This window comes from Psychrobacter nivimaris (assembly GCF_043419765.1).
Lineage (GTDB): Bacteria > Pseudomonadota > Gammaproteobacteria > Pseudomonadales > Moraxellaceae > Psychrobacter.
Genome location: NZ_JBHOFX010000006.1, coordinates 40,793 through 66,327, shown reverse-complemented (window position 1 = coordinate 66,327; position 25,535 = coordinate 40,793). Strand labels below are relative to the sequence as shown.

General features: G+C 42.4%; 17 protein-coding genes. 6 read left to right on the top strand and 11 right to left on the bottom strand.

Annotation, left to right across the window (positions count from 1 at the left end; all coding sequences use genetic code 11):
• Window positions 1–949: 949 nt before the first annotated feature.
• Window positions 950–1,294: a hypothetical protein gene (locus ACHEVO_RS12405; protein WP_394125137.1), complete on the top strand. Its 345-nt coding sequence runs from the start codon at window positions 950–952 to the stop codon at window positions 1,292–1,294.
• A 190-nt stretch (window positions 1,295–1,484) separates the two neighbouring features.
• Here the strand turns inward: ACHEVO_RS12405 and ACHEVO_RS12400 are convergent, their stop codons facing one another.
• The 4 genes from ACHEVO_RS12400 to ACHEVO_RS12385 form a co-directional block, all read right to left on the bottom strand.
• Complete coding sequence (locus tag ACHEVO_RS12400; protein WP_394125136.1) at window positions 1,485–4,769, bottom strand: type I restriction endonuclease subunit R; 3,285 nt, start codon at window positions 4,767–4,769, stop codon at window positions 1,485–1,487.
• Between the two features lie 13 nt (window positions 4,770–4,782).
• Entirely contained in the window at window positions 4,783–5,631 is an 849-nt protein-coding gene (locus ACHEVO_RS12395; RefSeq protein ID WP_394125135.1) for a hypothetical protein, read from the bottom strand.
• A gap of 80 nt (window positions 5,632–5,711) precedes the next feature.
• Entirely contained in the window at window positions 5,712–6,977 is a 1,266-nt protein-coding gene (locus ACHEVO_RS12390; RefSeq protein WP_394125134.1) for a restriction endonuclease subunit S, read from the bottom strand.
• Window positions 6,977–9,343 (bottom strand): type I restriction-modification system subunit M, encoded by a 2,367-nt coding sequence (locus ACHEVO_RS12385; protein ID WP_394125133.1) that lies wholly within the window; start codon window positions 9,341–9,343, stop codon window positions 6,977–6,979. The genes ACHEVO_RS12390 and ACHEVO_RS12385 overlap by 1 nt, the downstream gene beginning before the upstream one ends.
• A 386-nt stretch (window positions 9,344–9,729) precedes the next feature.
• Here ACHEVO_RS12385 and ACHEVO_RS12380 point away from each other — a divergent pair, with 386 nt between their 5' ends.
• Window positions 9,730–10,023: a contact-dependent growth inhibition system immunity protein gene (locus tag ACHEVO_RS12380; RefSeq protein WP_394125132.1), complete on the top strand. Its 294-nt coding sequence runs from the start codon at window positions 9,730–9,732 to the stop codon at window positions 10,021–10,023.
• A gap of 314 nt (window positions 10,024–10,337) precedes the next feature.
• On the opposite strand, the gene ACHEVO_RS12375 is transcribed toward ACHEVO_RS12380, so the two are convergent.
• On the bottom strand, window positions 10,338–10,700 hold the full coding sequence (locus ACHEVO_RS12375; RefSeq protein WP_394125131.1) for a hypothetical protein: 363 nt from the start codon (window positions 10,698–10,700) through the stop codon (window positions 10,338–10,340).
• A 35-nt stretch (window positions 10,701–10,735) separates the two neighbouring features.
• Between ACHEVO_RS12375 and ACHEVO_RS12370 the strand changes: the two genes are divergently transcribed.
• Window positions 10,736–11,536 carry an SIR2 family NAD-dependent protein deacylase gene (locus ACHEVO_RS12370; protein ID WP_394125130.1) on the top strand — a complete coding sequence of 267 codons (801 nt, stop codon included), beginning with the start codon at window positions 10,736–10,738 and terminating at the stop codon, window positions 11,534–11,536.
• 103 nt (window positions 11,537–11,639) lie between these two features.
• On the opposite strand, the gene ACHEVO_RS12365 is transcribed toward ACHEVO_RS12370, so the two are convergent.
• The 4 genes from ACHEVO_RS12365 to ACHEVO_RS12350 all read right to left on the bottom strand — a co-directional run bounded on the left by ACHEVO_RS12365 (window position 11,640) and on the right by ACHEVO_RS12350 (window position 15,367).
• Entirely contained in the window at window positions 11,640–12,638 is a 999-nt protein-coding gene (locus ACHEVO_RS12365) for an adenosine deaminase (protein WP_394125129.1), read from the bottom strand.
• 204 nt (window positions 12,639–12,842) lie between these two features.
• The gene (locus tag ACHEVO_RS12360; protein WP_101204947.1) at window positions 12,843–13,367 is read right to left on the bottom strand and encodes a TPM domain-containing protein; all 525 of its coding nucleotides are present in this window, start codon (window positions 13,365–13,367) and stop codon (window positions 12,843–12,845) included.
• A gap of 71 nt (window positions 13,368–13,438) precedes the next feature.
• The gene (locus tag ACHEVO_RS12355) at window positions 13,439–14,611 is read right to left on the bottom strand and encodes a TPM domain-containing protein (RefSeq protein ID WP_394125128.1); all 1,173 of its coding nucleotides are present in this window, start codon (window positions 14,609–14,611) and stop codon (window positions 13,439–13,441) included.
• Between the two features lie 123 nt (window positions 14,612–14,734).
• A complete protein-coding gene (locus ACHEVO_RS12350; protein WP_394125127.1) occupies window positions 14,735–15,367 on the bottom strand; it encodes a LemA family protein in 633 nt (210 codons plus the stop codon).
• Between the two features lie 957 nt (window positions 15,368–16,324).
• On the opposite strand from ACHEVO_RS12350, the gene ACHEVO_RS12345 reads away from it, so the two are divergent.
• Window positions 16,325–17,872: an alanine/glycine:cation symporter family protein gene (locus tag ACHEVO_RS12345; RefSeq protein ID WP_201569401.1), complete on the top strand. Its 1,548-nt coding sequence runs from the start codon at window positions 16,325–16,327 to the stop codon at window positions 17,870–17,872.
• A gap of 406 nt (window positions 17,873–18,278) precedes the next feature.
• On the opposite strand, the gene ACHEVO_RS12340 is transcribed toward ACHEVO_RS12345, so the two are convergent.
• Both ACHEVO_RS12340 and ACHEVO_RS12335 read right to left on the bottom strand, forming a co-directional pair.
• The gene (locus ACHEVO_RS12340; protein ID WP_057758535.1) at window positions 18,279–18,884 is read right to left on the bottom strand and encodes a fasciclin domain-containing protein; all 606 of its coding nucleotides are present in this window, start codon (window positions 18,882–18,884) and stop codon (window positions 18,279–18,281) included.
• A gap of 423 nt (window positions 18,885–19,307) precedes the next feature.
• Entirely contained in the window at window positions 19,308–19,862 is a 555-nt protein-coding gene (locus ACHEVO_RS12335; RefSeq protein WP_394125126.1) for a fasciclin domain-containing protein, read from the bottom strand.
• A gap of 572 nt (window positions 19,863–20,434) precedes the next feature.
• On the opposite strand from ACHEVO_RS12335, the gene metH reads away from it, so the two are divergent.
• On the top strand, window positions 20,435–24,238 hold the full coding sequence (gene metH, locus ACHEVO_RS12330) for a methionine synthase (RefSeq protein ID WP_394125125.1): 3,804 nt from the start codon (window positions 20,435–20,437) through the stop codon (window positions 24,236–24,238).
• 199 nt (window positions 24,239–24,437) lie between these two features.
• Entirely contained in the window at window positions 24,438–25,367 is a 930-nt protein-coding gene (locus tag ACHEVO_RS12325) for a bile acid:sodium symporter family protein (RefSeq protein ID WP_394125124.1), read from the top strand.
• The last annotated feature ends 168 nt before the right edge of the window (window positions 25,368–25,535 follow it).

Below are 25,535 nucleotides of genomic sequence, written 5' to 3'. Positions count from 1 at the left end.
ATCTTTGACACCACAAATTAGGAAGCAAAACCATGGAATCAAGAAAGTTAGGAAGCAAAAAACGACTTTTTTGAAATATCAAAATCACGGCAATTGCTTAACTCATAATGGGTACAGCGGAATCAGAGAAGAAAAAAGGAATCAAGAGGAAGCAAGAATTGGTAATCGGGTTATCTCTTTCATTCTTGAGATTTTTTTTAGTTAATTAGATATTTTTTCCAAAATTCGCGTTTTTGGGGGAGATTCAAATTTTGTTAACCATTAAGATATTGGTTATAGGCAGTAGGCAACTGGCTATATGAAATCAACTAAACCTTCAATGGAGTAACAACTATGAAAATTTATATGAACAATGGCGGTCAAGGTTCAGGCTTTCCGAGCACAACAGACAACCCTTCAGAATAGTTACTCTCAGCATTGGTGATCATTACCACATCGCCCATAGCTTTGGGGCGCTCTAGAATCGTTTTAGTATATTGTGCTTGCTCACGTGCCAGCTTATAACGCTTCTGCTAACGCTCAACCGCTAACATGCAAATGCTACTCATAGCGGCGTTAGATTTATTCTTGCTATAGAAGGCTTCAATGCACTGGAAATATTAATCGAAAATGACTGGTTAAGCTGGCAGGTGATACCAAGCACAGGTCAAGGAGGTAGACCAACAGAGCGTTACTCTATCAACTCAAGATTAACTGAGCTTATATAGGTTTTGTCAGTTTTGTCAGTTATGTCAGTTATGTCAGTTATGTCAGTTATGTCAGTTATGTCAGTTATGTCAGTGCAGTTATAGGGCGTTATTGAAAAATATCGTACTTTTTATCTATATTATTTCTTGTTTGTATTATAATAGTAGTATGGTAGATAGGCGTTTAAATAAATATTTATAAGATATTGTTTAAAAATCAGAAGGTTAAAAATAATTTATACTTTTTATTTTATGGAATATTTATGAAATACTTAATAACTCCCTTAATTACTCTTTCTATTATAGGTTTTACTCCTTTAGCAAATGCCGCTGAGGTAGAAGAATTATGTGCCAAATATAGGCAAGCTTTTGGTAAATGGTCAAAATCTTATAAAGTAAGTACCACTTTGATCGATGGCAGTGAGCTTAGCAGTAAGACTAGTTGCTATTCTTGTTATGATAGCTTTTCAAAATATGCGGTCATGTTTTGGAGTAATGATGGTACAACGGTCATTAAACTTGATAATCGATACCTTGGTTACTCTGGTAACGAAGGTTATGACCAAGACGGTACACAGTGGGAGCTTTCTAAAGGCTACTGTTATTAATAATTAGACTATTTTAAATATTCTATTCAAATTAGGGTATTATGTAGAAGTAGTGGCTTTTTTGGTTGTAATTGGTTTAGAAAATTTAAGGTTAAGACCCAACATCTATATAAAATGAAAACTTGTCAAAAGCTTATAAAAACTCAGATTGAACTTAATTAACATCTATTATAAGTGAAAAACCTAACCTTTAATCACCCAGCTTCGTATCAAGCATCAATCGAATAAACTGCTTAAACTGATTCGGGTTAGACAGCAGATGCATGGTCATATCTTCAAACGTACCTTTAGCATCAAACATAGCGTCCTCGGCAGCGTTTGGATAACCACCCAGCATAATCTGATCAACACTGTTGTTAGTGAACTGCTTGACCACGATCTCGTTCTCTGTGACTTTATCCCAAATTGTATTCATAAAGTTCACTTTGTCCTTATCGGTAAAGTCCTCGCCAGCAAATACCTCGTTCAATCGATTGATGACTTTTGATAATAGCTCTTCTTTTTTGTCCTTAGGCGTGGCTGTACCAGCACCGCTGCCAGCTTCCAGCTCACCACTGCCCTCTTGTAGCTTTAGATCTTGCTGGTGCAGCTTTGAGACGCGGTAATGACTCATGACGATGTTACTTAGATCAACCTCATCTTCATTGTCCATGCTTTCACGTAGCATCGGCTGTAGGTTACGCGCGTATAGGCTCAGCTTCTCTAACTCTTTATCGTCATAGTCCACGATTTGCGACATAAACTCATACTGGCGGGTAAAGGTGCCTAAGTCCTTTTTAAAGATTTCCAGCGCGTCTTGATCGGTCTTAAAACCTTTGTAGTCATTCTCAGCATTGGTCATCAGCACCACATCACCCGTGGCTTTGGTACGCTCTAACATCACTTTGGCGTGCTGTGCTTGCTCACGTGCTAGCTTATATTGCTTTTGCCAACGCTCGACCGCAGGCTTGCAGATATTACTAATGGCAGCATTAGACTTGTTCTTACTATAGAAGGCCTCAACAAATTGTTCTACCTCATGCCACAAGAAGATACCGCTGGCACGCAGTTTCTCATAAAGGTCAAACACCTGATCAGGGTCAGACACATCCGCTAAGGTTGCGGTCTCATAGTATGGCTGGAAGGCTTCAAGAATATCGTTAGGATCATTAAAGAAATCGAGCACAAACGTACCGCTCTCAGCCTTACCTTTATAGGTACGATTCAGCCGTGAGAGGGTCTGTACGCAGTCCACACCTGTCAGTTTCTTATCGACGTACATGGCGCACAGTTTCGGTTGGTCAAAGCCTGTCTGGAACTTGTTAGCCACTAGCATCACTTGATAGTCATCACTGTCAAAGGCTTTACGCAGATCGCGGCCTTTTAACCCGATATTCATATTGTGCTCAGTGAACTTCTCACCAAGTAATGCGCCGCTATCAGGGTCATTGTCGTTAAAGGTGACTTCACCTGAGAACGCGACCATAGCATTGATGTTTCTATAACCGTAATCAGCGATATAGTTATCAAAAGCGATTTTGTAGCGTACTGCTTCCTTACGTGAGCCTGTCACTACCATGGCTTTGGCTTGGCCGCCTAATAAGCCTTTAATATTGTCATTAAAGTGCTCAATGATGATCTTAACCTTCTGCGCGATATTGTGCTCATGTAAGCGTACCCAATTATTAAGCTTAATCTTGGCGCGGCGGGCATCGACCTCATCATCAGCAGCGGCCAGCTTTTGCTTAAGCTGATAAACAACTTTATAGTTGGTGTAGTTTTTAAGCACATCTAGGATAAAGCCTTCTTCAATTGCTTGGCGCATGGAGTAGACATGATAAGCGGCGGGTAGGTTATCTTTTGAGGCTGGCAAGTCAGGATTGGGCAGACGTCCGAATAGCTCAATAGTTTTTGGCTTAGGCGTGGCAGTAAAGGCATAGTAGCTGAGGTTGGGACTGCTACGGCGTGCGGCAAGCGTGGCATCTAATATATCTTCGCTAGATAGCGGCGCGTCATTCTCAGTAGCATTGCTCTCTATATCTCCTGAGACCAACACTTCTTTAAGCTGGCGTGCGGTAGAACCTGTCTGTGATGAATGCGCTTCATCAGCGATGATGGCGTAGCGGCGCGACTTGAGTACGCTTGAATCCTCAATGGCTTTGAGTACGAAAGGAAAGGTTTGAATGGTCACGATAATGATCGGCTGTGAGTTGACCAATGCGCTAGCAAGCTGTTCAGACTTTGAGCCGTCACTCTCTTTTCTATTGATCTTACCCACCACGCCATCGGCATGTTCAAACTGATAGATGGTGTCCTGCAATTGGTCATCGAGCACAGTACGGTCGGTAATGACAATAACAGAGTGAAATTGCTTATCGCCGTCGCTGTTGTATAAGGTAGATAGCTGATGGGCAGTCCATGCAATAGAGTTAGACTTGCCTGAACCTGCACTATGCTGAATGAGGTACTTTTGACCAGCGCCCTCAGACACAGCAGCATTAACCAACTTGGTCACCACATCCCACTGATGATAGCGCGGGAACATCATGGTCTCTTTTTTAGACTTGCGCCCAATAGCGTCCTCTTCCTCATCGATCTGCAAGTGCATAAAGTGGCCGAGAATAGCCAATAGATTGGCTGGGGTAAGTACTTCATTCCATAGATAGTCGGTAGCATAACGGCTGCTATCACTGGGGATACTATTACCCGCGCCGCCCTCAATAGTACCTTTATTAAACGGCAAGAAGTACGTGCTGTCACCTGCCAGCCTAGTGGTCATATAGACTTCATATTGACTGACGGCAAAGTGAACGAGTGCGCCGCGCTTAAAGGTCAGCAGCGGCTCAGGTTTCTTAGTATCAGGGTCTTTCGGCAGGCGTGTCTTCTTATACTGAGTAATGGCATTTTGTACCGCTTGCTTAAACTCGGACTTTAGCTCCATTGTAGTGACTGGCAATCCATTGACGAATAGCACGATATCGATACGGTTACGTTTAGCGACCTTGCTATTAGCGTCAGCACCGTCTTTAGGACTTGTATAAGGGCTATACACCACTTCAGGGACGACACGGCAGATATTGGACTCATAGCGTGCCATAGTCTCAGGATTGAGACTATGCTCAGGCTTGAACTGACATAAAATAAAACGTGCGTTACGAATCTTTAGGCCATGACGTAAGACGCCCAAGGTGCCATAGGTGCGCGACGCTCTATCGGTAGCGTGTTCATCGGCCTTATTAAGCTGCTTCACCAATGCGCTGATAAAGTGGCGCTCTGAGTCGATAGGAAAAGTACGGCAAAACTTCCCCCATTCCTGCGGCTGGGTAGTCTTCACAAAGTCGAGCACGTCTTGCTCGTATAGTGCGGTCTCTGCCTGATAGCCGCTGGCATGACCTACTTGCCAGCCGTGCGCTTGCAGTTGACTGACGATATCGGCTTGGAAGACAGATTCATAGGTGATATCTTGGGCGTTCATAGCATTACTGATCTGAGTCATAGCGTGATTCTTCTTATTGATTGCTATCAACAATTTTAAACTCTAAAGGATGTTCAGATAGATACTCATTGAAAATCTCTATTAGTCTTTTCTTAGAAACTCCTTTTACAATATTATCTTTATTGCGTTCTAATCCTATACCAAGAAATATAAATGATTTTTCAACTCCATCAAATTTATGATGTACAGAGTTTGCAATAAAAGTTGTGAAGAATGCTCCACCACTCATACCCTTAAGACTAGGCGCATCACTTATTCTACCTTTATATTTTAGCTCTAAATTTTTAGTGAAGATTAAACCTTTTAAATAATCATAACTATCAGTTTTGACACTCATTGCTGACATCATAAAATACTTAGTGCTTTTCATGTAAGTACTAACTTCATTCTCATAAAAGTTTGATTGTTTGAGCATTTCAGAACTCTTAGTTTTAGAGATTTTTTTAAGTTTATTCCAACTATTAGGAAAACCAATCCAATAAAAACCATCGAAAAAGTAACTACTAATCTCAGCGGGATTCAGTTGGTAATTTAAATTAAAATAGTTTCTGTTATTATTTTTTTTGTTAAAATAATCTACGATGATAATATCATCTTCTCTAAATACCTTATAATAAAATGACTCTGACAATACACCTATCATTTCACCTGAAGCTGATAACCAATGTAAGTCTTCCAAACTTTCTTTGTCTGAAATAGCATGAGCTGCACAAACTAAATAGAACAGAGAGTTATACTCGATATATGTTCCTGTAGAGGAATACTCATAGTTGCCGAGTTCATCTTTTAAGTAAAGTGGGATAATAAATCTTTGAGCTTGTTTCTCAAATTCATCGGAATCATATTTAAATTCTTTATTCATGCTTATACCTAGTGAGTTAAGTAAAATAAATTCTCTAATATACATTAAGCGTAAAAACTACTTAACCTGTACATTACTAACTACTCAGACGCCTGCCAGCCCCGCACATCAATCTTACCCGTAACAGCAGCGGAAATTAAAGCACTGCGGCGCTCTTGCATGAGTTGAATGGTTTGTTCAGCTTTACTCACCAAATTTGAAAACACATTTAGCTTATTACTTAAGTATTGGCAGATTTCTTTTTGCTCATCAAATGGTGGAATAACAAAGCCTAAATTTAATAAGTCTTCTTGGGTCATACTTGGTAATGCAGTGTTTGTTGAAAGCTTATCAAAAGGGAACAATAATGCTTGGTGATAAACATATTCAGGTTTGGCATTATTGGAAACTTCACTATAGAACATAGTATCTACTGTCCAAAACTTTCCTGAAACTAATAGAGGTTTATCAATAGTCCCTTTTCTACCAAATAGTACGGACTCACCATCAAATAAGTAATCCGAACTACGCTTGAAAATCCCACCCGATCCATAAACAGGATAGCCACCACTTTCTACTTCTACCTCTTTATAATCCCGACCGTTACGAATTCTTAAAACATTTTTTAGGCGACCGACCTCCCAATGTTCTGGCACATCCCCCAACCACTCGACGCCCGAATCTTTCATCGGTGCATTAGGGTTTAAACCTTTGGTCACCGCATGACTGATCACCGCTTGTCGCTTTTCTTTTAGCAGCTGGATAAGGGTTTGCTGCTTCTCAATTAAGGTATCGATTTGGGCGGTTTGGTAATCGAGAAAATTGGCGATGCTTTTTTGTTCATCTTTTGGTAAAAGAACTGTTGAAGTGCTAACCAGATCACCCATATAAACACCGCTTTGAGCACTTGCTTTAGAATTAGCTTCCAATTGAGACTGGTAATTTTTTGATTCTACAAAATACTTATAAAATTTTGGCTCTGCCAAGTCTGAAAGACGAAGAAAAGCAACACTTCGTTGAAATGCATAAGGTTTGTCAAACTCATAAACACATGTACGTCCAATAGTACCTACACATGTAATTAATAGATCACCTTTTTTAGGAAACCCATTCGCTGTAATTTCTTTATAATCTTTTTCTGAAACCATACTCTCAGAATCACTTATTTCTACTCCTTTATGCAGCACATTCTTGGCACTTAAGAAGGGAAAGCCTTCACTCACTCTTGCATGAGTCCCGTGTGTTCCATCCTTTATTTGAATAATGACTCTTTTGAATAAGATCGGCTCCCAATGAACAGGGATTTCAGATACCCATTCCGAATCTGTATTTTTATATTCTGGATAAGCTAAATACTTTTCAGCCATTACGAATGCACCTCACCCAATAACTGCATAATCTCAGTGCTAACAGCATCTAAGTCTGCATCGATCTCTTGTAACGGACGCGGTGGCTCATACACATAGAAATGACGGTTAAACGGTATCTCAAAGCCGACAATGCCAACCTCTTCATCAATGGCATCTGTCTTGTCGCTATTGATCCACGCATCAGGCACATGCGGCTGTACTTCACGGGCGAAGTAACTTTCAATCAGCTCCGTGGTGGTCACTTTAGGGTTCAGCGGCACGTTTTCATAATCACGTAGGTCGCTGTCTGTTTGGAACTCTACAATTTTGGCTGGCTTGTCTGCTTGTTGATGAGTTGCGGTAGGTTTGTAGCTAAACGCACCGTAAATCGGACTTTCAACCTTGACCGCTTTTTTGATGACGGGTTCTGCTTCAGGGTTTTTCCAAGTGGTAGCATCCATCAGCTGCTTTTTCTCTTTGCTATCTAGACTTACATCAATGTCTTTTAACGCTTGTTTAAACACCTTTTCAAACTCATTAAAATCATCGAATTGACCGTTACCAATAGCCGTTTGCAAGGCTTTAGCTTTATTCATGATCTCAAGCTGATCTTGCCAAAGCTTGGCATCGAGCACATCTTTAATTTGCTTTTCTTTCAACTCAGAGAAGTCGGCTTTAATCATTGCACGCGCTTCTAAGATGACCGCTGATAAGTCGCCATAGCTGTCAGTCGTCCACTCACTACCAAATGCCTCATACAGTGCTGGCATGACCATATCAAACGGTTTAGAGGCATAACGTAAGGTTTCGATAGCATCGTCAGATAACTGAGCCGATAGACGAAGCGGACGCTCAATGGTGATACGGCGATAGCCAAACTCATGAGTGGCAAATATCTTACTGGCAAAGGTCTTGGCAGGTTCGGCTTTAGGATTGGCGGACTGACGGCCACGGTTAGACTTCACCTCTTCTGGCTTATCTAGCACGCGCGCATCAACTACCTCAAAGTCACCAAAGCTACGGATAATGGTCTTGATATCGTCATCGCTCATCTCATTACGCTTTGAGCCAAGTGATTTACGCATCTTGCCGTATAGGTTACTGCCATCAATCAATTGCACACGACCTTTACGCTCAGGCGCTTTCTTATTGCTTAATACCCATACATAGGTGGCGATACCCGTGTTGTAAAACATATCGGTAGGCAGAGCGATAATGGCCTCTAGCAAATCGGCCTCAAGGATATAACGGCGAATCTCACTCTCGCCACTGCCTGCGCCGCCCGTAAATAGTGGTGAACCATTTAAGATAATACCGATACGGCTGCCCTGATTGCTGCTGTTATCTTCATCTTTAGCATGATCAGTAATCGGACGCATCTTGCTAATCAAATGCATCAAGAACAATAGCGAACCATCAGATACGCGTGGCAAGCCAGCCCCAAAGCGACCGTCAAAGCCTTTTTGCTCGTGCTCGTCTTTGATCTCACCTGATATCTTTTTCCAATCTACCCCAAACGGTGGATTCGATAGCATGTAGTCGAACTTCTCAGCGACCAGCTGATCACTAGACAAGGTATTGCCCAGCTTAATGTTATTCACCTCTTGCCCTTTGATCAGCATATCGGCTTTACAGATGGCATAAGACTCAGGGTTTAGCTCCTGCCCGTAGGTACGCATGACCGCATCAGGGTTTAGCTCTAGCACGTATTCCATACCAGATGATAGGAAGCCGCCTGTACCCGCTGTAGGGTCATAAATGGTGCGAATGATACCGTCTTTGGTTAGCGCGTCATCATCTTCCATAAATACCAATGAGGTAGTTAGGCGCACGATATCGCGAGGGGTAAAATGCTCCCCTGCGGTTTCGTTAGAACTTTCAGCAAAGCGGCGGATCAGTTCTTCAAACACAAAGCCCATTTCGTGGTTAGATATCGCTTCAGGGCTAAGATCGGTATTGGCGAACTTCTGCACCACTTTATACAGTAAGTTGGCATCAGCCAGTTGCCCGATAAACTCTTCAAACTTGAAGTGTTCAAATATCTCACGCGCGTCCTTAGAGAAAGATTGCACGTAAGTGTTGAGGTTATCTTTGATATCGCTTTGACCCATCTTGCTTAAGTCCATCGGCGAGATATTGTAGAACGGTCGCTTGCTGGCACGAATGATGAACTTCTCTTGCGCTTCTTCAGGCAATCCCATCTCAGCAATGCGTTGACTCTCCGCAACCACAGCGGCTTTGGTCTCTGATAATACGCACTCTAGGCGGCGCAGTAGTGTGAATGGCAAGATGATGCGGCCGTATTGAGATTGCTTAAAGTCACCGCGCAATAGGTCAGCGACAGACCAGATGAAAGCCGCTGTTTGAGAAAAGTTTTTGGTCATGGGAGTATCTTTTGGTTGTTGAGCAAGGTTGAATGCTACTATAAAGAGCTAGAATAAATAAATGTTCAGTATGATACTGAGAACTATATCAGATTTAAAGGTGAGTTACAGACATGGCAGGTGTTGTTGATAAAAATCAAATCAATATAAAGATAGCATAGATACTATTCATAGTACCCTATCCTTATATAACGGTGTTTTCGTCATTTTTCGTCACCCCCAGAGGCCTGTTTTACGCATATAAAAAAGCTATTTATTTAAAATTTAATCATACAATACAAACACTTATGCATATACTACTGATTAGGTAAAATCATAAATTGACGATATAAACATGGAAGCGTGACGAAAGTGACGATTACAAAGATAATGGGCTATGGGAAGTTATGATTAATACATTTATATATCTAATGAATGCCTACTTCTATCAAGAGTGGTGGGCAGAGTACTCCGACCCTAGCGCTGATGATAAAGACGTACTATTACGTTTCGCGAGTCATGAGAATATGGAAGTATTAAACAGCTTAGTTCAAGACCTTGAATACATACTAGAGAATAACCTTGCAAAGACCACTTTTGAAACTAATAGATTTGATTTTGATCCTTTACTACGTGGTTACTCTAGTGAGCAAGCATGGATCGAGTCAGCTTATAAGACGCTAATTGCTGAAATCAGATAATTTACTTTCATTAGCACAATTATTTTGTAAACAGCTATGCATAAGTTGCCACGTCACAATCCGAGAGTAACAACTATAAAATGTTGTTAAATCCGTTGTTAAAATAATTATCATTAATCATAAAACCCTTATTTACAAAGGCTTAATACATTATGATTGACTCCCGCCGAGCGCACCAATCATATTGTTTATAGCCTCGCTCTACCCTTCCCTTAGTACTATCTTAAACTACCTATACTAATCAAACCTACACTTCAAAATGTTTGCGGTTTTTCTGTGCTTATATATTTCTAGTGCTCTCATCTATATATAACTTACTCTGCATCTTGTAAGTTAGCTGTTAGCTGAGCACGGCTAGGTATACGGTGATAATTAATCACTGGCACATCACCCAAACGGCGCTGACCCTCAGCAATCTTTTTATCAATCGTAATCATCGCAATTTTTTTGTCTTGTTTGCTAACGAGCAAATGATTTGCCTTACGTGTGACTCGATAATCAGAAAAATGCTGTTTTAATATCGCTGATGTTTTTTGCAGCGCATCATTCGGTGTTGCATTTTTTGATTTTGCGCCGCTATGCTTTTCGCCTACTTTTGCACCGCGCGATTTTGCCACGAACCATAAAACTGCGATGACAGCGAACAATATGACAAGCCACCAAATTCCGTCTATCATAAGTAAAAACATCCATTATTAGCAAGGGTTGGCTCATGTTAGCAGAATTATCACCAGCGTTAATAGCAGAAGTAAAACTTGCAGCACAACTACTGGCATCCAAACAGCGTATCTGCATTTTGACTGGGGCTGGCATTTCAGCAGAAAGCGGCATCCCAACGTTTAGGGATAAGCAAACAGGGCTGTGGGAGAACTACGGTGTCGAAGACTTGGCAACCCCTGAGGCGTTTACTCGTGATCCAAAGTTGGTGTGGTCATGGTATCAATGGCGTCGGCAAATGGTCGCAGACAAAGCGCCAAATCCAGCCCATCATGCGTTGGCTCAATGGCAGTATCATGTGCAAACCTTCGATCAGCAAGTGACACTCATTACCCAAAATGTCGATGATTTGCACGAGCAAGCTGGTAGCGCAGTGACTCACCTGCATGGTCATCTGTGGCGCAACCGCTGTGGTCAGTGTGAGATACCTTATCAAGTTCAATCGAGAGCATCGTACGATAATCAAGGCACCATGAGTTTTGATGAATCACTGCTTAGCTGTCCGCATTGCGACGGTTATATTAGACCAGATATTGTTTGGTTTGGCGAAGCTCTACCTGTACAGGCATGGCAGACTGCCGAAGATGCTGCGGCTAATTGCGAAGTATTTATCAGTATCGGTACATCAAGCTTGGTTTACCCTGCTGCTGGATTGGCACAGTTAGCAAAACAAAATGGCGCGCAAATTATTGAGATAAACCCTGACCCAACGCCAAATACCATCGTCGATATCACATTAGCAGAAAAGGCTGGAATCGTTTTGCCGCTGCTTGTAGGAGAGATTACTACTTTATAAACACTACTATTTATAGGTGTTACTGAATAATAGATGATAAAAAAGGCTTAACGATTTATATAAAACGTTAAGCCTTTACTACTAAAAACAAACTCGTTGTAGCTTATTTTAATGCAAGATCAACTCTCGCCAAGTAAGCTTCTTTTAACTCATCACTGATAAATGCCGATTTAAACGAGTTTTTTACTAATGTAATAACATCGTCTTCCGTAATTGGTAAATTTTCATAGAGGTTGATAAAGTTTTGATTCACATAGCCTTTGAAGTACGCAGGATCATCTGAGTTGACGCTGATATTTAGACCATAGTCTAAAAGCTCTTTGATATTGTGCTCTTTATAAGTCTCAAAGACTTTTAGCTCAATATTCGAGTTCGGGCAAACAGTCAGTGGCATCTGCTCATCTTTAAGTCTTTGCATCAATTCTGGGCTTTTTATAGATTGCACACCATGATCGATTCTATTGATATTCAGTAAGTCTAGCGCTTCGTAGATGTACGAGAAGTCTGCTTCTTCGCCTGCATGAGCGACCAACTTAAAGCCTTCTTCTTTGGCTTTTTGGAAGACTTCTTTGAATTTCGATGGTGGGTTACCCAACTCTGATGAATCAAGACCAACACCGATGATGTCGTCTTTATACTTTAGTGCTTGCTCTAATGTCTCAAACGCTTCTTCTTGCGATAAATGACGCAAGAAACACATGATGATGCATGATGTAATACCATATTTTGCTTTAGCATCTGCAAGTGCTTCTTTGATACCTGTGATGACTGCTTCAAAAGGTACGCCGCGTTCAGTATGCGTCTGCGGATCAAAGAATATCTCTGTGTGAATGACATTATCTTCAACACATTTAAGAATATATTCCCATGTCAAATCATAGAAATCATCTTTGGTCAGTAAAACATTTGCGCCGGCATAGTAAATATCTAAAAAACTTTGAAGATTGTTAAAGTTATAGGCGGCGCGCACGTCTTCTACGCTGTCATAAGGTATCTCTACATTGTTCTTTTTGGCCAATCTAAACATCAGCTCAGGCTCTAGCGAACCTTCAATATGTAGATGAAGTTCAGCTTTCGGCAGTTTCTTTATTAATTCAATCATAGTATTCCAATAATGGTGTTATCGAGACGAGCTATAGTAAATGTTGCACAGTAGGATAATCAAACCATGCATATATGAGGCGTTATCTGTCTCAGAAAAATCATTTTAACACTAAAAGCATATCGCCTAAAACAAAACCCTTTGACCGTATAGATAAGCTACTGATAAAAGCAACCTTCTTAATAAAACCGTATAAGGCGCGAACTACTTTAAAAATACCACTGTATCAGACAGCTCATTGCCTTCTGGATCGTGCTCTAAATGATAATATTGACGTAGCACCTGCCCCACTTCATCCAGCAGTTCAGCCAAACTCTCTTCTGTCTTTTGGGTAGCGATACCAGATACTGCCTTTTCACACATTGCATTCCATACCGTTGGACTAACGTGAGCGCTGATACCTCGGTCTGCGACAATCTCTAGTTTACGCTCGCATACATTGACATAGATCAAGACGCCCGTATTTTCTTCGGTATCCCAGACGCGATATTCGCTAAACAAATCAATCGCACGCTCACGGCAGTTCATGCGATAGGCTTCTTGGATAGGCAAATGGTTTTCTACAATTAAGAACACCTCACCACGATGCCCACGCTCAGCTCGTGTCACAGCATCTGTTAGGCGTGCTTTGGATTCTGTTGTTAGCCACTTACTATGTAATAAAGGGACGAACAAAACTTGACGCCACCAGCGGGCAAAACTGGGGTTTGAAGCGTTGTCTTCTACCATTATATTATTTCCTCAAGTACGTCGTTTTCGATGGTTATGTAGAGTTTATTTTGTTTGAGTGTGTGGAATAATTACCACGAGCCACCTGCACCGCCGCCGCCGAAACCACCGCCGCCGCCGCCAAAACCGCCTCCTCCGAAACCACCACCGCCAAAGCCGCCTCCACTACCACCGCCCATACCGGGTAAGAAAATCATGCCGCCTCTGCGCCCACCTTTACCGCCGCCGCCTTTTCCACCACCACCGCCGCGTGAGATCAAAAACATCCAGATAAAGATTGCCATAATCAGCGTCATGAAGAAACCGCCGCCTAAGGCTATCGAACCTGCAAAAAACCCGCCAGCGGTAATAATAGAACCAAATACTCGGCCCAATATATTAGTAATAAAGCTACCAAAAATCATCGCCATGATAAATAAGAAAATAGGTGATGGCAGCTCGTCTGAGCTTTGCTGGGCAGTACGTTCTGCGGCTTGTGCATCAGCACGGGCTAAGACTTCAGGATCAGCAGTTAAGCGCGTTTTGAGCGCTTCAACGCCAGCGATTATCCCTGCGCCATAGTTATTTTGCTTAAATAACGGTGTGATATCTTCGCGAATGACACGATTGACTGCCGCATCAGGTAAGACGCCTTCTAATCCGTAACCAGTTAAGATATACATATCACGATCATTGACAGCGACGACCATCAGCAGACCATCATCGATAGCTTCATCACCCAATTCCCACTTCTCAGCAACTTGCAAGGCATAATCAAATATTGGTACGCCATTGGTAGTCGGGACGATAACCACTGCTGCTTGTGCTAATCCCTGCTGATAAATACTTCTAAGCTGCGCTTCTAGACGTAGCTTCTCTTGAGGATTTAGGATATTGGCCTGATCAACGACTGGTTCATTGAGTATCAACTTATCAGCGTCAACACCCTCGGCACTGGAGCGTACAGGTGGCTGAGCGGTTGTTTGAACATTGGCGGTGCTTTGGTTATCTGCGTTTTGATTGATAGCGTCGTTGCCGAGCACTGCCCCATTAATAGCATCGTTGTTTAATACAGCATCATTGATTGCTTCGTTAGACTCGCCTGCTTTAGCGACAGCCACCAACTCTTCGACACTACGATTTTGCAGATCCGAGGTGCTATCTGTCGCCACCGCTGTATCATTGGGTGCAGCGTGCAATGCAGGCACGCTGACGACACCTAACGTAAACAGTAATGCTGATAAGATTGCTTTTGAATTATTCATCTAATCTATACCACCTCAGATAACATCTTTACCAATTGATAGACTCTAACTAATCATTGACAAACCATTAGCTAAATGAACAGAGCTGCCTATGCTGCTCTGTCGTCACGTTCATTTTAAATTTTATTCAGCAGACTTTTCTGCAGAATCGCCAAAATCAACACTTGGTGCGGTTGAAATCGCCTCTTCGTTTGCCACACTAAAGTTGGGCTTAGTGTCCATCCCAAATACTTTTGCGGTGATGTTGGTTGGGAACTGACGTACCGTTGTATTGTATCCCTGCACTTCTTGGATATAGCGGTTACGAGCCACAGCAATACGGTTCTCAGTACCTTCTAACTGCGCTTGCAGGTCCTGAAACAATGCATCTGACTTTAGATCTGGATAACGCTCAGATACTGCCATCAAACGTGACAATGCACCTGTCATCTGCTCTTGCGCTGCTGCATAACGCTCCATCGCTTCTGGATCATTAAGCACTTCTGGCGTCACCGTGATACCGCCCGCACGTGAGCGAGCTTCTGCCACTTGGGTGAAGACTTCTTGCTCTTGCTCGGCATACTGCTGTACGACTTTGACTAAGTTTGGCACCAAATCAGAACGGCGCTGATACTGGTTAACCACTTCTGACCATGAAGCAGTGACCTGCTCATCTTGTGCTTGCAGGTTGTTGTAGCCACAGCCGCTGAGACCAACCGTAGAAGTTGTCAATAAAGCGGCTAGCAACAGCGGCTTCATAATAGATTTACGCGTCATTGTTGATTCTCCTAATAATGATAAATAACAAATATCCAGTACCACGTTTTTAATATTTTTAAGTTTTCTTGGTATTCATACGGCAGTCATACGCTCTATATATTGTATATCTGCGCATCACTCTATCAGCATGATATCAAAAGAAGTTGTCCTAATGATGGCGTTATATACGGCTTTTTACAATTGACCGTTACCAAAACACAACCGCATAGTGCCAACGATAACGTGTTTTTACCATGATAGATATAGAGCAAAAATCTAGCAGTCTGGCGCAATCAGACTAAATGTTATGGAAGTACAAACAATTATTTATACATAAACCAAATCTTACTAATGTATCTGCTAAATAAAATATGGAATATATCTACCGTCTATAAAGAAATTTCTAGTAATTAGTACAAAAATATGGCAAATTGCAGTTACGTAGCCGTACGGTTTGAATACATTTGGTAGTGGACTTATAGTTTGATTAGTATTAGCGAGTTGTTAATTTCTTAATAAAAACATCAATTAACTGTCAAATTATCGCTAAATACTGTCAATTCGCCATACCAGTCATGTATTTATTCAAGACAGCTCATAGTAAGTTGAATGCCATCATGGTGATGGATATTTAATTATATAACCGCCTGTTTTATCCGCCGGTTAACTTATGACTCATCTGATGTATAACATGATGATAGAAGACCGCAGTAGTTGAGGTTGTAGAATAATAGTAAACGCAGCTGATATTTATATTGTCAGTGATAAGCGCTATGCAAATAGTCCGTATTACTGACGAGATACGCGGGTAAATACAGACAACTACAGTCCATTCTTGGTGGCCAAGCACATGAGACTTAGACAATAAATAAGTCGATGCAGAGACTTTAACTGCTTAACTTAAATAAGTAAGTTAACCAGTTAGTTTACTCCTAGCAAACAGTGCCACCTTGAGACAGTACTAGGAACATAAATATGGAAGGTTTAGTTAACTTAGTAAATGGAATTATCTGGAGCCCAGCGCTGATTTATCTCTGCTTGGGTGCCGGTCTGTTCTATTCCATTATGACGCGCTTTGTACAAGTACGTCTATTCGGTGAGATGATCAAACTCCTATTCACTGGTAAATCTAGTGCACAGGGTATCTCATCATTTCAGGCACTTGCCGTCTCACTCGCCGGTCGTGTGGGTATGGGTAACATCGCTGGGGTAGCTGCTGCTATCGGCTTCGGTGGCCCAGGTGCCGTATTCTGGATGTGGATCGTAGCCTTCCTAGGCGCATCTACAGCCTATGTCGAATCTACTCTTGCTCAAATTTACAAAGAAAAAGATGTGGTAACTGGCGAGTATCGCGGTGGCCCAGCTTATTACTTTGAACGTGCCCTTGGTCAAAAGTGGTACGGTATCCTCTTCGCAATCGCTTCTATTTTATCATGTGGTATGTTCTTACCTGGTGTACAGGCGAACGGTGTTATCAGTGCATTTGCACAGGTAATGGGCGAAGGTACGATCATGAACGTTGCAGGCCTAGAAGTTGGCTCTATGCGTTTGGTCGGCTTGGCTATCATCTTAGTGGTGCTAGGTATCATCATCTTTGGTGGTATTAAGCGTATTGCAACCTTTACTGAGTTTGCAGTACCTTTCATGGCATTAGGTTATATTGCCCTAGCGCTAATCATCATGTTCAGCAACTTCAGCTTGATTCCAGATGTATTTGGTATGATCGTTGGTGATGCATTCACTGCACAAGCAGGTTTTGGTGCTGCTATCGGTTGGGGTGTGAAACGTGGTATCTACTCTAACGAAGCTGGTCAGGGTACAGGTCCTCACGCTGCTGCTGCTGCTGAAGTTGAGCATCCATCACAGCAGGGTCTCGTTCAGGCATTCTCAGTATATGTTGATACATTACTAGTATGTTCTGCTACTGCCTTTATGATCTTATCTACTGGTATGTACAACATCCAAGGTACGCTACCAGATGGTCAGTTCATCGTACAGAACGTTGCTGCTACTACTGAAATCAATGCTCCTGCGTTCACGCAAATGGCAATGGAATCTGTATACGGTACGTTTGGTAATGCCTTTATCGCAATCGCTGTATTCTTCTTTGCCTTTACAACAATTCTGGCTTACTACTACATCGCTGAAGTAAACGTGGCTTACTTGACTCGCTTCCTCGGTCGTAGTGCGAACAGAACTGGTCTATTCCTAGTGAAAGTTCTTATCATGGCGATGGTTGCTTATGGTGGTCTAAACTCAGCTGGTTATATCTGGGCAATCGGTGATATCGGTGTTGGTCTTATGGCTTGGCTTAACATTGTTGGTATTCTTGTCATCTTCATCGTGGCTCGTCCAACACTTACTATGCTTAAAGACTATGAAGCTCAGCGCAAAGCTGGCGTCACTCGCTATAGCTTTGACCCTGCTAAATTCGGTATCAAAAACGCACCGTATTGGGAAGAGCGTCATCTAGCACAGCAAAAAAGCATGAACGCTGATCCATTACGTAAAGATAAAGTGTAAGTCGATTTAATAGGATTGCTCCTTAGTCTTATTGAATAAACAAAAAGCCCGAGACCATGTTCTCGGGCTTTTTTGTTTGGATGTTTTTCTACACCGCTACAGAATAGCTTACCGAAAAAACATCGAAGCCCATGTTCATACGAGCTGATTTAATACTTTAAAACTACCCTTTTATCTCTCAAAGCCAACCTGTATTCGAAACAACTATAACTGGTATTTTGTATTTTGACTGCCTTACAGAGCTTACTTGAGCGTTTTATAGTCCCATACTGATCGGATAGCCGTACCAATATAGGTAAGACACAGTTCTCTTATTTTTAATTCATAGACACAAAAAAGCCTAGCGCGATGGCTAGGCTTTCTTTAATTAACTTGTAGATTCAAAACCTACAAACTAAAAGATAACTTATTCAGGCATTAATACTGCATCGATAGTATGAACCACACCGTTGGTTGCCATGATATCTGTACCAGTGATATTTGCTGTATTACCAGTAGCATCGGTAATCACGTTATCTTCACTGATAGTAATAGTTTTACCGTTCGCCGTTTCAATCTCAGTACCGTATGGGATATCAGCTGCTTTAACTTCCATTGCTAACACATGATAAGGAAGGACAGTTTTTAGCAAGTCTGTATTGGCCAATAACTCTTCTTTAGTCACGCCTAGTTTCTCTAGTACTGGCGCAAACGCATCATCAGTTGGGGCAAATACAGTATGCTTGGTTTCTTCCATTAGCATGGTATCAAGACCAGCAGCCTGTAGCGCAGCGGTTAAGATAGTTAGGTTTTCGTTCTCTGCTGCGATCTCAGCGATAGTTTGAGTCGCTTCCATGTCCATTTCGGCCATTGGCTCTGCTTCAACAGCTTCTGTCTCAGCAACTGGCTCAACTGCCATTTCTTCAGTGGCTTCTGGTTCAGTTGGCTCTGCAACAGTTTCAGTGTCATTACACGCCGCTAATGACATGGCTGCGGTTACAACTGCGATAGATAATAAGTTCTTCTTTAACATAGGTAATTCCTTTTTGGATAAATAATTAATTAAGGGATTTATTTAAATTAATAACTTTCGATAAATATAATGGCGACCAATGATTGATAAATGTATCAATTACTTAGTCATACTATTTAGTCCGTTATATTGATAGTTCTCAGTCTAACTGTTTAATTTTCAAATGGTATTTACTTAGGTAGCAACACTGTATCAATCACGTATATAGCATTGTTTGCTTGTATATCGGTTATTGCGATATTTGAAACAAAATTATGTTGGTTAATTATTTTTGGATGTCTGTTTTAAAGTTTCAACTTAAAAATGAATCTATATAATTAAAGACTTTAAAGTCTAAAACAGCCGTTGTCTGATAATGAAATCATCACAAACAATGGCTGCTTAGTCTTACAACAAATACAGTGGGTATGCCTCAGTTAATACTTATTTAGGCAACAATACTCTATCAATTACATGGACGACACCATTGTTGGCAGCGATATCGGTCTTCACGATATTCGTTGTGCGACCATTCTCATCCATCAATTTGCCTTCTTTGGTTACCATCAACGTATCTTTGCTAGCGGTCATTACGTTGCCAGGCTTCACGTCTTTGGCATACATAGCCATATCACCAGCGACTACGTGATAACCCAATACTTTGGTCAATAGTGGCTTATTGGCAAATAACTGTGCTTTGGTCATACCAGTTTCTTGCAATGCTTGCATAAAGGCAGCATTGGTTGGTGCAAATACCGTATAGTGAGCGTTAGGATCAGACAACATATCGACTAGACCTGCTGCTTGTACCGCTTCTACCAATACTGAGAAATCAGGATTGCTTTGCGCAATTTGTACAACATTCATCTTAGCCATACTCTGACTGTGCATTGGTGCTTTCATATCACCCGTCTTTGCTAGCATCATATTATTACAAGCACTTAGACCTGCAATTGAGATAGCCAATGTACCGATGGTGGCAATTTTAGTAAGTTTCATAACATTTTCCTTAATGATTTGAATTTCTTTGACGTTAGTATTGTTTCAACTATGATATTACTGTCTTACAGATCATCCTGCCTGCTAATGCCATTTGCTCACCGTATTGCACTGCTAATACCGATACTGTTGATACAAGTTATTGCTAATAAATGAGCCTGTATTTATAAGTAGGACTTACTAAGACCTTGTATTTCTGAAATTAAATTAACATGTAAGCAATCTTTATCAACCTGACTTTGCGCAATTTTTTGTGGTATGGATGTAAATTCTGTCTGACTTCTGAGCATTCCCGTTGGCTTTCATTTGCAAAAGAAAAGCTTTATGTAAGCCCTTAGCGAAATGATATTCATTTGTGCGTATCTGCTTTATGAAATAGACTCTGATGTCTTACTCTGTTACTTAGCTCTCCTCTTATTTATCTATTGCCAAAGAGGAATATGCAGTATCCCTATGTAGCAAACTTTTCATGCTAAAATAATGCAAATTTGCGGTCCTCTTCGTGAGACTCTGCACGCTACTGGTTTGTTATTCCTCCTTTTTTTAATAATTACGATATAAGCAGCACACCTATGATTCCAACGACGACCTCACCAACCGATTCTCATACCGATACCGCCTCTAGTTCCTCATCCGCTAATGACTTTATATTAACGCCGCCTGCTGTATTTCCGTTTAAGGAGCAGCAGCTAACCGCCCGTGCACGTATCACTGAGCAGATGGCATCACGCATTTTGATGTTAGACGGTGCGATGGGTACGCAGATTCAGACCTATAAACTAGAAGAAGCAGATTATCGTGGTGAGCGTTTTGCTGATATCGACCAAGATGTACGCGGCAACAATGATCTGCTGGTCCTGACTCAGCCGCACATGATTAAAGACATTCATCACGATCATCTGCTAGCGGGCGCTGATATCATCGAGACCAATACCTTTAACGGTACGCGTCTGTCGATGGCTGACTATGACATGCAGTACCTAGTACCAGAACTGAATAGGACGGCGGCCAAGATTGCTCGAGCAGCGGCGGATGAATTTACCGCAAAAACGCCTGAAAAACCGCGCTTCGTTGCGGGCGTCGTGGGTCCGACGTCACGTACGTGCTCGCTATCGCCTGATGTCAATGATCCTGCATTTCGTAATATTACCTTTGATGAGTTGGTACTCAACTACCGTGAAGCGACCTTATGCCTGATAGAAGGCGGCGTCGATATAATCTTGATCGAGACAATCTTTGATACGCTAAATGCCAAAGCGGCGATATTTGCGATCACTGGTGTGTTCGATGACATCGGTTTTGAACTGCCTATTATGATTTCGGGTACGATTACCGATGCGTCAGGTCGCACGCTATCGGGTCAAACGGCTGAGGCGTTTTATAACTCTATCCGCCATGCCAAGCCTTTATCTGTTGGCTTTAACTGTGCGCTAGGTGCTGATGCGCTGCGTCCACATATTCAGACATTGTCAAACATCGCTGATACTTATGTCTCTGCGCATCCAAACGCTGGTCTACCCAATGAGTTTGGTGAGTATGACGAAACTGCTGAAGAAACGGCTGCTCTACTCGAAGGTTTTGCCAAAGCAGGTATCTTAAACATCGTCGGCGGCTGCTGTGGTACGACGCCTGAGCATATCCGTCAAATCGCTAAAGTCGTAGCAAACTATCCACCGCGAGTCATCCCTGAGATAGCGCCTGCCTGCCGACTATCAGGACTTGAACCATTTACCATCAATTCTGATAGCTTGTTTGTCAATGTCGGTGAGCGTACCAACGTTACAGGCTCTAAAAAATTCTTACGTTTGATCAAAACAGAAGCCTATACCGAAGCACTCGATGTCGCTCGCGATCAGGTCGAAGGTGGCGCGCAGATCGTCGATATCAATATGGACGAAGGCATGCTCGATTCCAAGCAGGCGATGATTCATTTCGTCAACTTGGTTTCAGGCGAACCAGATATCAGCCGTGTACCACTGATGATTGACTCGTCTAAATGGGACATTATCGAAGAAGGCCTTAAACGTACGCAGGGCAAATCTGTCGTCAACTCTATCTCGTTAAAAGAAGGTCATGCTGAGTTCGTTGAGCGTGCCAAATTATGCATGCGTTACGGTGCCGCGATTATCGTCATGGCATTTGATGAAGACGGACAGGCTGACACTTATGAGCGCAAGATTGAGATATCTAAACGCAGCTATGACGTACTGGTCAACGAAGTGGGCTTCCCATCAGAAGACATTATCTTTGACCCAAATATCTTTGCCGTTGCTACGGGTATCACCGAGCATAATAACTACGGCGCTGACTTTATCAATGCCACACGTTGGATTACGGAAAATCTACCAAATGCCATGGTCTCGGGCGGCGTATCCAACGTCTCGTTTAGTTTCCGTGGTAACCCAATCCGTGAAGCGATCAACTCTGTATTCTTATACCACGCGATCAAAAACGGTCTGACCATGGGTATCGTCAACCCAGCCATGCTTGAGCTGTACGATGATATTCCAAAGGAAGCTCGTGACGCTATCGAAGACGTCATGCTCAACCGCAATCAAGGTGAAACTGGTCAAGATGCCACTGAACGTCTAATGACCGTCGCTGAAAACTACCAAGATGGCGGCAAGAAAAAAGACAGTACTGTCGATATGAGCTGGCGCGAAGGCACGGTAGAAGAACGTATCGCCCACGCACTGGTCAAAGGCGTGACGACCTTTATCGAAGCGGATACCAAAGAAGCATGGGAGAAGTATCCTAAACCACTAGAAGTCATCGAAGGGCCACTGATGGACGGTATGAATATCGTCGGTGACCTATTCGGTGCAGGTAAGATGTTCCTACCGCAAGTCGTAAAATCTGCCCGTGTAATGAAGCAATCTGTCGCGTGGCTAAACCCGTATATCGAAGCGGAAAAAGTCGAAGGCGAGGTCAAAGGTAAAATCCTAATGGCAACCGTCAAAGGCGACGTCCATGATATCGGCAAAAACATCGTCGGCGTGGTGCTGGGCTGTAACGGCTATGATATCGTCGATTTGGGCGTCATGGTGCCATGTGAAAAAATCCTCGATACTGCCATCGCAGAAAAAGTTGATATCATCGGTCTGTCTGGTCTGATTACCCCAAGTCTCGATGAGATGGTCTATGTCGCCAAGCAAATGCAAGAGCGCGGCATGACGCTACCATTGATGATCGGCGGTGCAACGACGTCGAAAGCGCATACTGCCGTCAAGGTCGAGCCGCAATATCAAAATGATGGCGTCATCTATGTATCGGACGCTTCGCGCTCAGTCGGCGTGGTGACCAAATTGCTATCAAAAGAGCATCGTCAAGCACTCATCGATGAGACTCGTGAAGAATATGTCAAGGTACGTGATCGTCTGGCCAAGCGTCAACCAAAAGCTGCCAAAGTCACCTATGCTGAATCAGTCAAGATTGGGTTTCAGTATGATTGGGAAACCTATGTACCACCAGTGCCAAATAAGCTAGGACAAGTGATATTGGATGACTATCCAATCGCCAACCTACTGCCTTACATTGACTGGACACCGTTCTTTATCTCTTGGGGTCTGACCGGTAAATACCCGAGAATATTGCAAGATGATGTGGTTGGTGAAGCGGCTCGCGATCTGTTTGAAAATGCAGAAGAGCTACTGCAAAAGATGATTGATGAAAAATCAATCGTAGCGAAAGGGGTGTTTAAACTGATGCCCGCGCGCCGTACTGGAGCCGATACGGTCACAGTCTATGATAATGCGCCTGCTGATGGCGGCAAACCGACCTATCAGTTTGAACACTTACGTCAGCAAAGCGACAAGGCAAGTGGTAAGCCAAACTTTAGCTTGGCAGACTTTATCTCGCCATCAGAGACGCATACCGATCACTTGGGTGGTTTTACCGTCTCTATCGTCGGTACAGAAGCACTCGCTGAGCAATATAAAGCAGCAGGCGATGACTATAATGCCATCATGGTACAGGCACTGTCTGACCGCTTAGCCGAAGCGTTTGCCGAGCATCTACATGAGCTCATCCGTAAAGAATATTGGGGCTACCAACCGACCGAGTCACTTACCAATGATGAGATGATTAAAGAAAAATATGTGGGTATCCGCCCTGCACCTGGCTACCCTGCCTGCCCTGAGCATACCGAAAAAGGCAAATTGTTTGATTGGCTGGGTACGGTAGATGCGATTGGTACGACGCTAACTGAAAGCTATGCAATGTGGCCTGCCTCGTCGGTCAGCGGATTCTACTACTCGCATCCTGATAGTGAGTATTTCAACGTCGGAAAAATTAGCCGTGACCAGTTAGAGAGTTATGCTGAGCGTAAAGGCTGGGATATGAAAACGGCTGAAAAGTGGTTAAATCCGAACTTGTAGTGGACTGGCTAATCAAGTTATAGAAACCTAATAGTACTTTTTTGGCTTACTTATTTAATATAAGTAAGCCATTTTTTATGACATTCTATTCTGCCTACCCTCAGCAAACTTATCGCTACGTTCATAGCAAAATACTTTTATCATTTGCTAACAAGAACCATGATAGATTATTGTCTACTTTATTGTTTTGAGACAGGCTATGAATCAGATTGCATTACTTTCTAGTTGGATTGGCAAAACTTTTGCAATTTGGGCATTGGTCAGTGCTGTTTTGGGATTTATTTTTCCTGAATTTTTTGCCTCGTTGGCTTTTTTGATCGTTCCTATACTTGGCATCATTATGTTTGGGATGGGCATGACGCTCAAAACGGAAGATTTCCTAGAGATTGTCAAACGACCAAAGCCTGTACTGGTAGGGCTATTAGCGCAGTTTACGCTCATGCCACTCATTGCTTACCTATTGACGGTCATTTTCAACCTTGATCCTTTAATAGCAGTAGGTGTGATTTTGGTTGGTTGTTGCCCGGGCGGTACTTCTAGTAACGTGATTACGTTCTTAGCCAAAGGTGATGTCGCATTAAGTGTGGCGATTACCTCTATCTCTACCCTGCTTGCACCTTTTCTGACTCCTATTCTGCTCAGTGTTTTTGCAGGTCAGCTGATTGATATCGATTTGGCCAGTATGATGATAACTATTACAAAAATCGTAATCTTGCCCATATTACTGGGTGTTATCTTTCATAAATTTTTGGGTAAAAAAATCGAGTTCGTCACCGAGGTATTACCGATGGTATCGGTATTGGGGATTTCTATTATCATCGCGGCGGTGGTTGCCGTGTCTAAAGCGACTATCTTAGATAGCGGTGCTATCGTCTTTATCGTCGTTGCTCTACATAATATGACGGGTTATACCTTGGGCTATGTAATCGCTCGCTTGTCTGGCTTTACGGAGAGACAACGCCGCGCGATTATGGTGGAAGTGGGCATGCAAAACTCTGGTCTAGGTGCTGCCCTTGCGGCGACTTATTTTAATCCTGTCGCTGCCTTACCAAGTGCAATATTTAGCGTATGGCATAACTTCAGTGGTGCGTTGGTTGCGAATATCTTTGCTAAAAAAGATGCTAGGTAATCAAGGATTTTATTGCTCTAACCCTGACGGTGAGCTCTTTAATATTAGTAAGATCAGCCGTAATCAGTGAGAGAGCTATTCTGAGCGTAAAGGCTGGGATGTGAGAACTACTGAGAAGTGGTTAAATCCGAATTTGTAAATCGGATAATAGTCAATTTTAAAGAACCC

What these genes read in the sequence shown, in the direction of transcription:
- ACHEVO_RS12405 (WP_394125137.1), top strand. Translation starts at nt 950, where the DNA reads ATGAAATACTTAATAACTCCCTTAATTACTCTTTCTATTATAGGTTTT.
- ACHEVO_RS12400 (WP_394125136.1), bottom strand. Translation starts at nt 4,769, where the DNA reads ATGACTCAGATCAGTAATGCTATGAACGCCCAAGATATCACCTATGAA.
- ACHEVO_RS12395 (WP_394125135.1), bottom strand. Translation starts at nt 5,631, where the DNA reads ATGAATAAAGAATTTAAATATGATTCCGATGAATTTGAGAAACAAGCT.
- ACHEVO_RS12390 (WP_394125134.1), bottom strand. Translation starts at nt 6,977, where the DNA reads ATGGCTGAAAAGTATTTAGCTTATCCAGAATATAAAAATACAGATTCG.
- ACHEVO_RS12385 (WP_394125133.1), bottom strand. Translation starts at nt 9,343, where the DNA reads ATGACCAAAAACTTTTCTCAAACAGCGGCTTTCATCTGGTCTGTCGCT.
- ACHEVO_RS12380 (WP_394125132.1), top strand. Translation starts at nt 9,730, where the DNA reads ATGATTAATACATTTATATATCTAATGAATGCCTACTTCTATCAAGAG.
- ACHEVO_RS12375 (WP_394125131.1), bottom strand. Translation starts at nt 10,700, where the DNA reads ATGATAGACGGAATTTGGTGGCTTGTCATATTGTTCGCTGTCATCGCA.
- ACHEVO_RS12370 (WP_394125130.1), top strand. Translation starts at nt 10,736, where the DNA reads ATGTTAGCAGAATTATCACCAGCGTTAATAGCAGAAGTAAAACTTGCA.
- ACHEVO_RS12365 (WP_394125129.1), bottom strand. Translation starts at nt 12,638, where the DNA reads ATGATTGAATTAATAAAGAAACTGCCGAAAGCTGAACTTCATCTACAT.
- ACHEVO_RS12360 (WP_101204947.1), bottom strand. Translation starts at nt 13,367, where the DNA reads ATGGTAGAAGACAACGCTTCAAACCCCAGTTTTGCCCGCTGGTGGCGT.
- ACHEVO_RS12355 (WP_394125128.1), bottom strand. Translation starts at nt 14,611, where the DNA reads ATGAATAATTCAAAAGCAATCTTATCAGCATTACTGTTTACGTTAGGT.
- ACHEVO_RS12350 (WP_394125127.1), bottom strand. Translation starts at nt 15,367, where the DNA reads ATGACGCGTAAATCTATTATGAAGCCGCTGTTGCTAGCCGCTTTATTG.
- ACHEVO_RS12345 (WP_201569401.1), top strand. Translation starts at nt 16,325, where the DNA reads ATGGAAGGTTTAGTTAACTTAGTAAATGGAATTATCTGGAGCCCAGCG.
- ACHEVO_RS12340 (WP_057758535.1), bottom strand. Translation starts at nt 18,884, where the DNA reads ATGTTAAAGAAGAACTTATTATCTATCGCAGTTGTAACCGCAGCCATG.
- ACHEVO_RS12335 (WP_394125126.1), bottom strand. Translation starts at nt 19,862, where the DNA reads ATGAAACTTACTAAAATTGCCACCATCGGTACATTGGCTATCTCAATT.
- metH (WP_394125125.1), top strand. Translation starts at nt 20,435, where the DNA reads ATGATTCCAACGACGACCTCACCAACCGATTCTCATACCGATACCGCC.
- ACHEVO_RS12325 (WP_394125124.1), top strand. Translation starts at nt 24,438, where the DNA reads ATGAATCAGATTGCATTACTTTCTAGTTGGATTGGCAAAACTTTTGCA.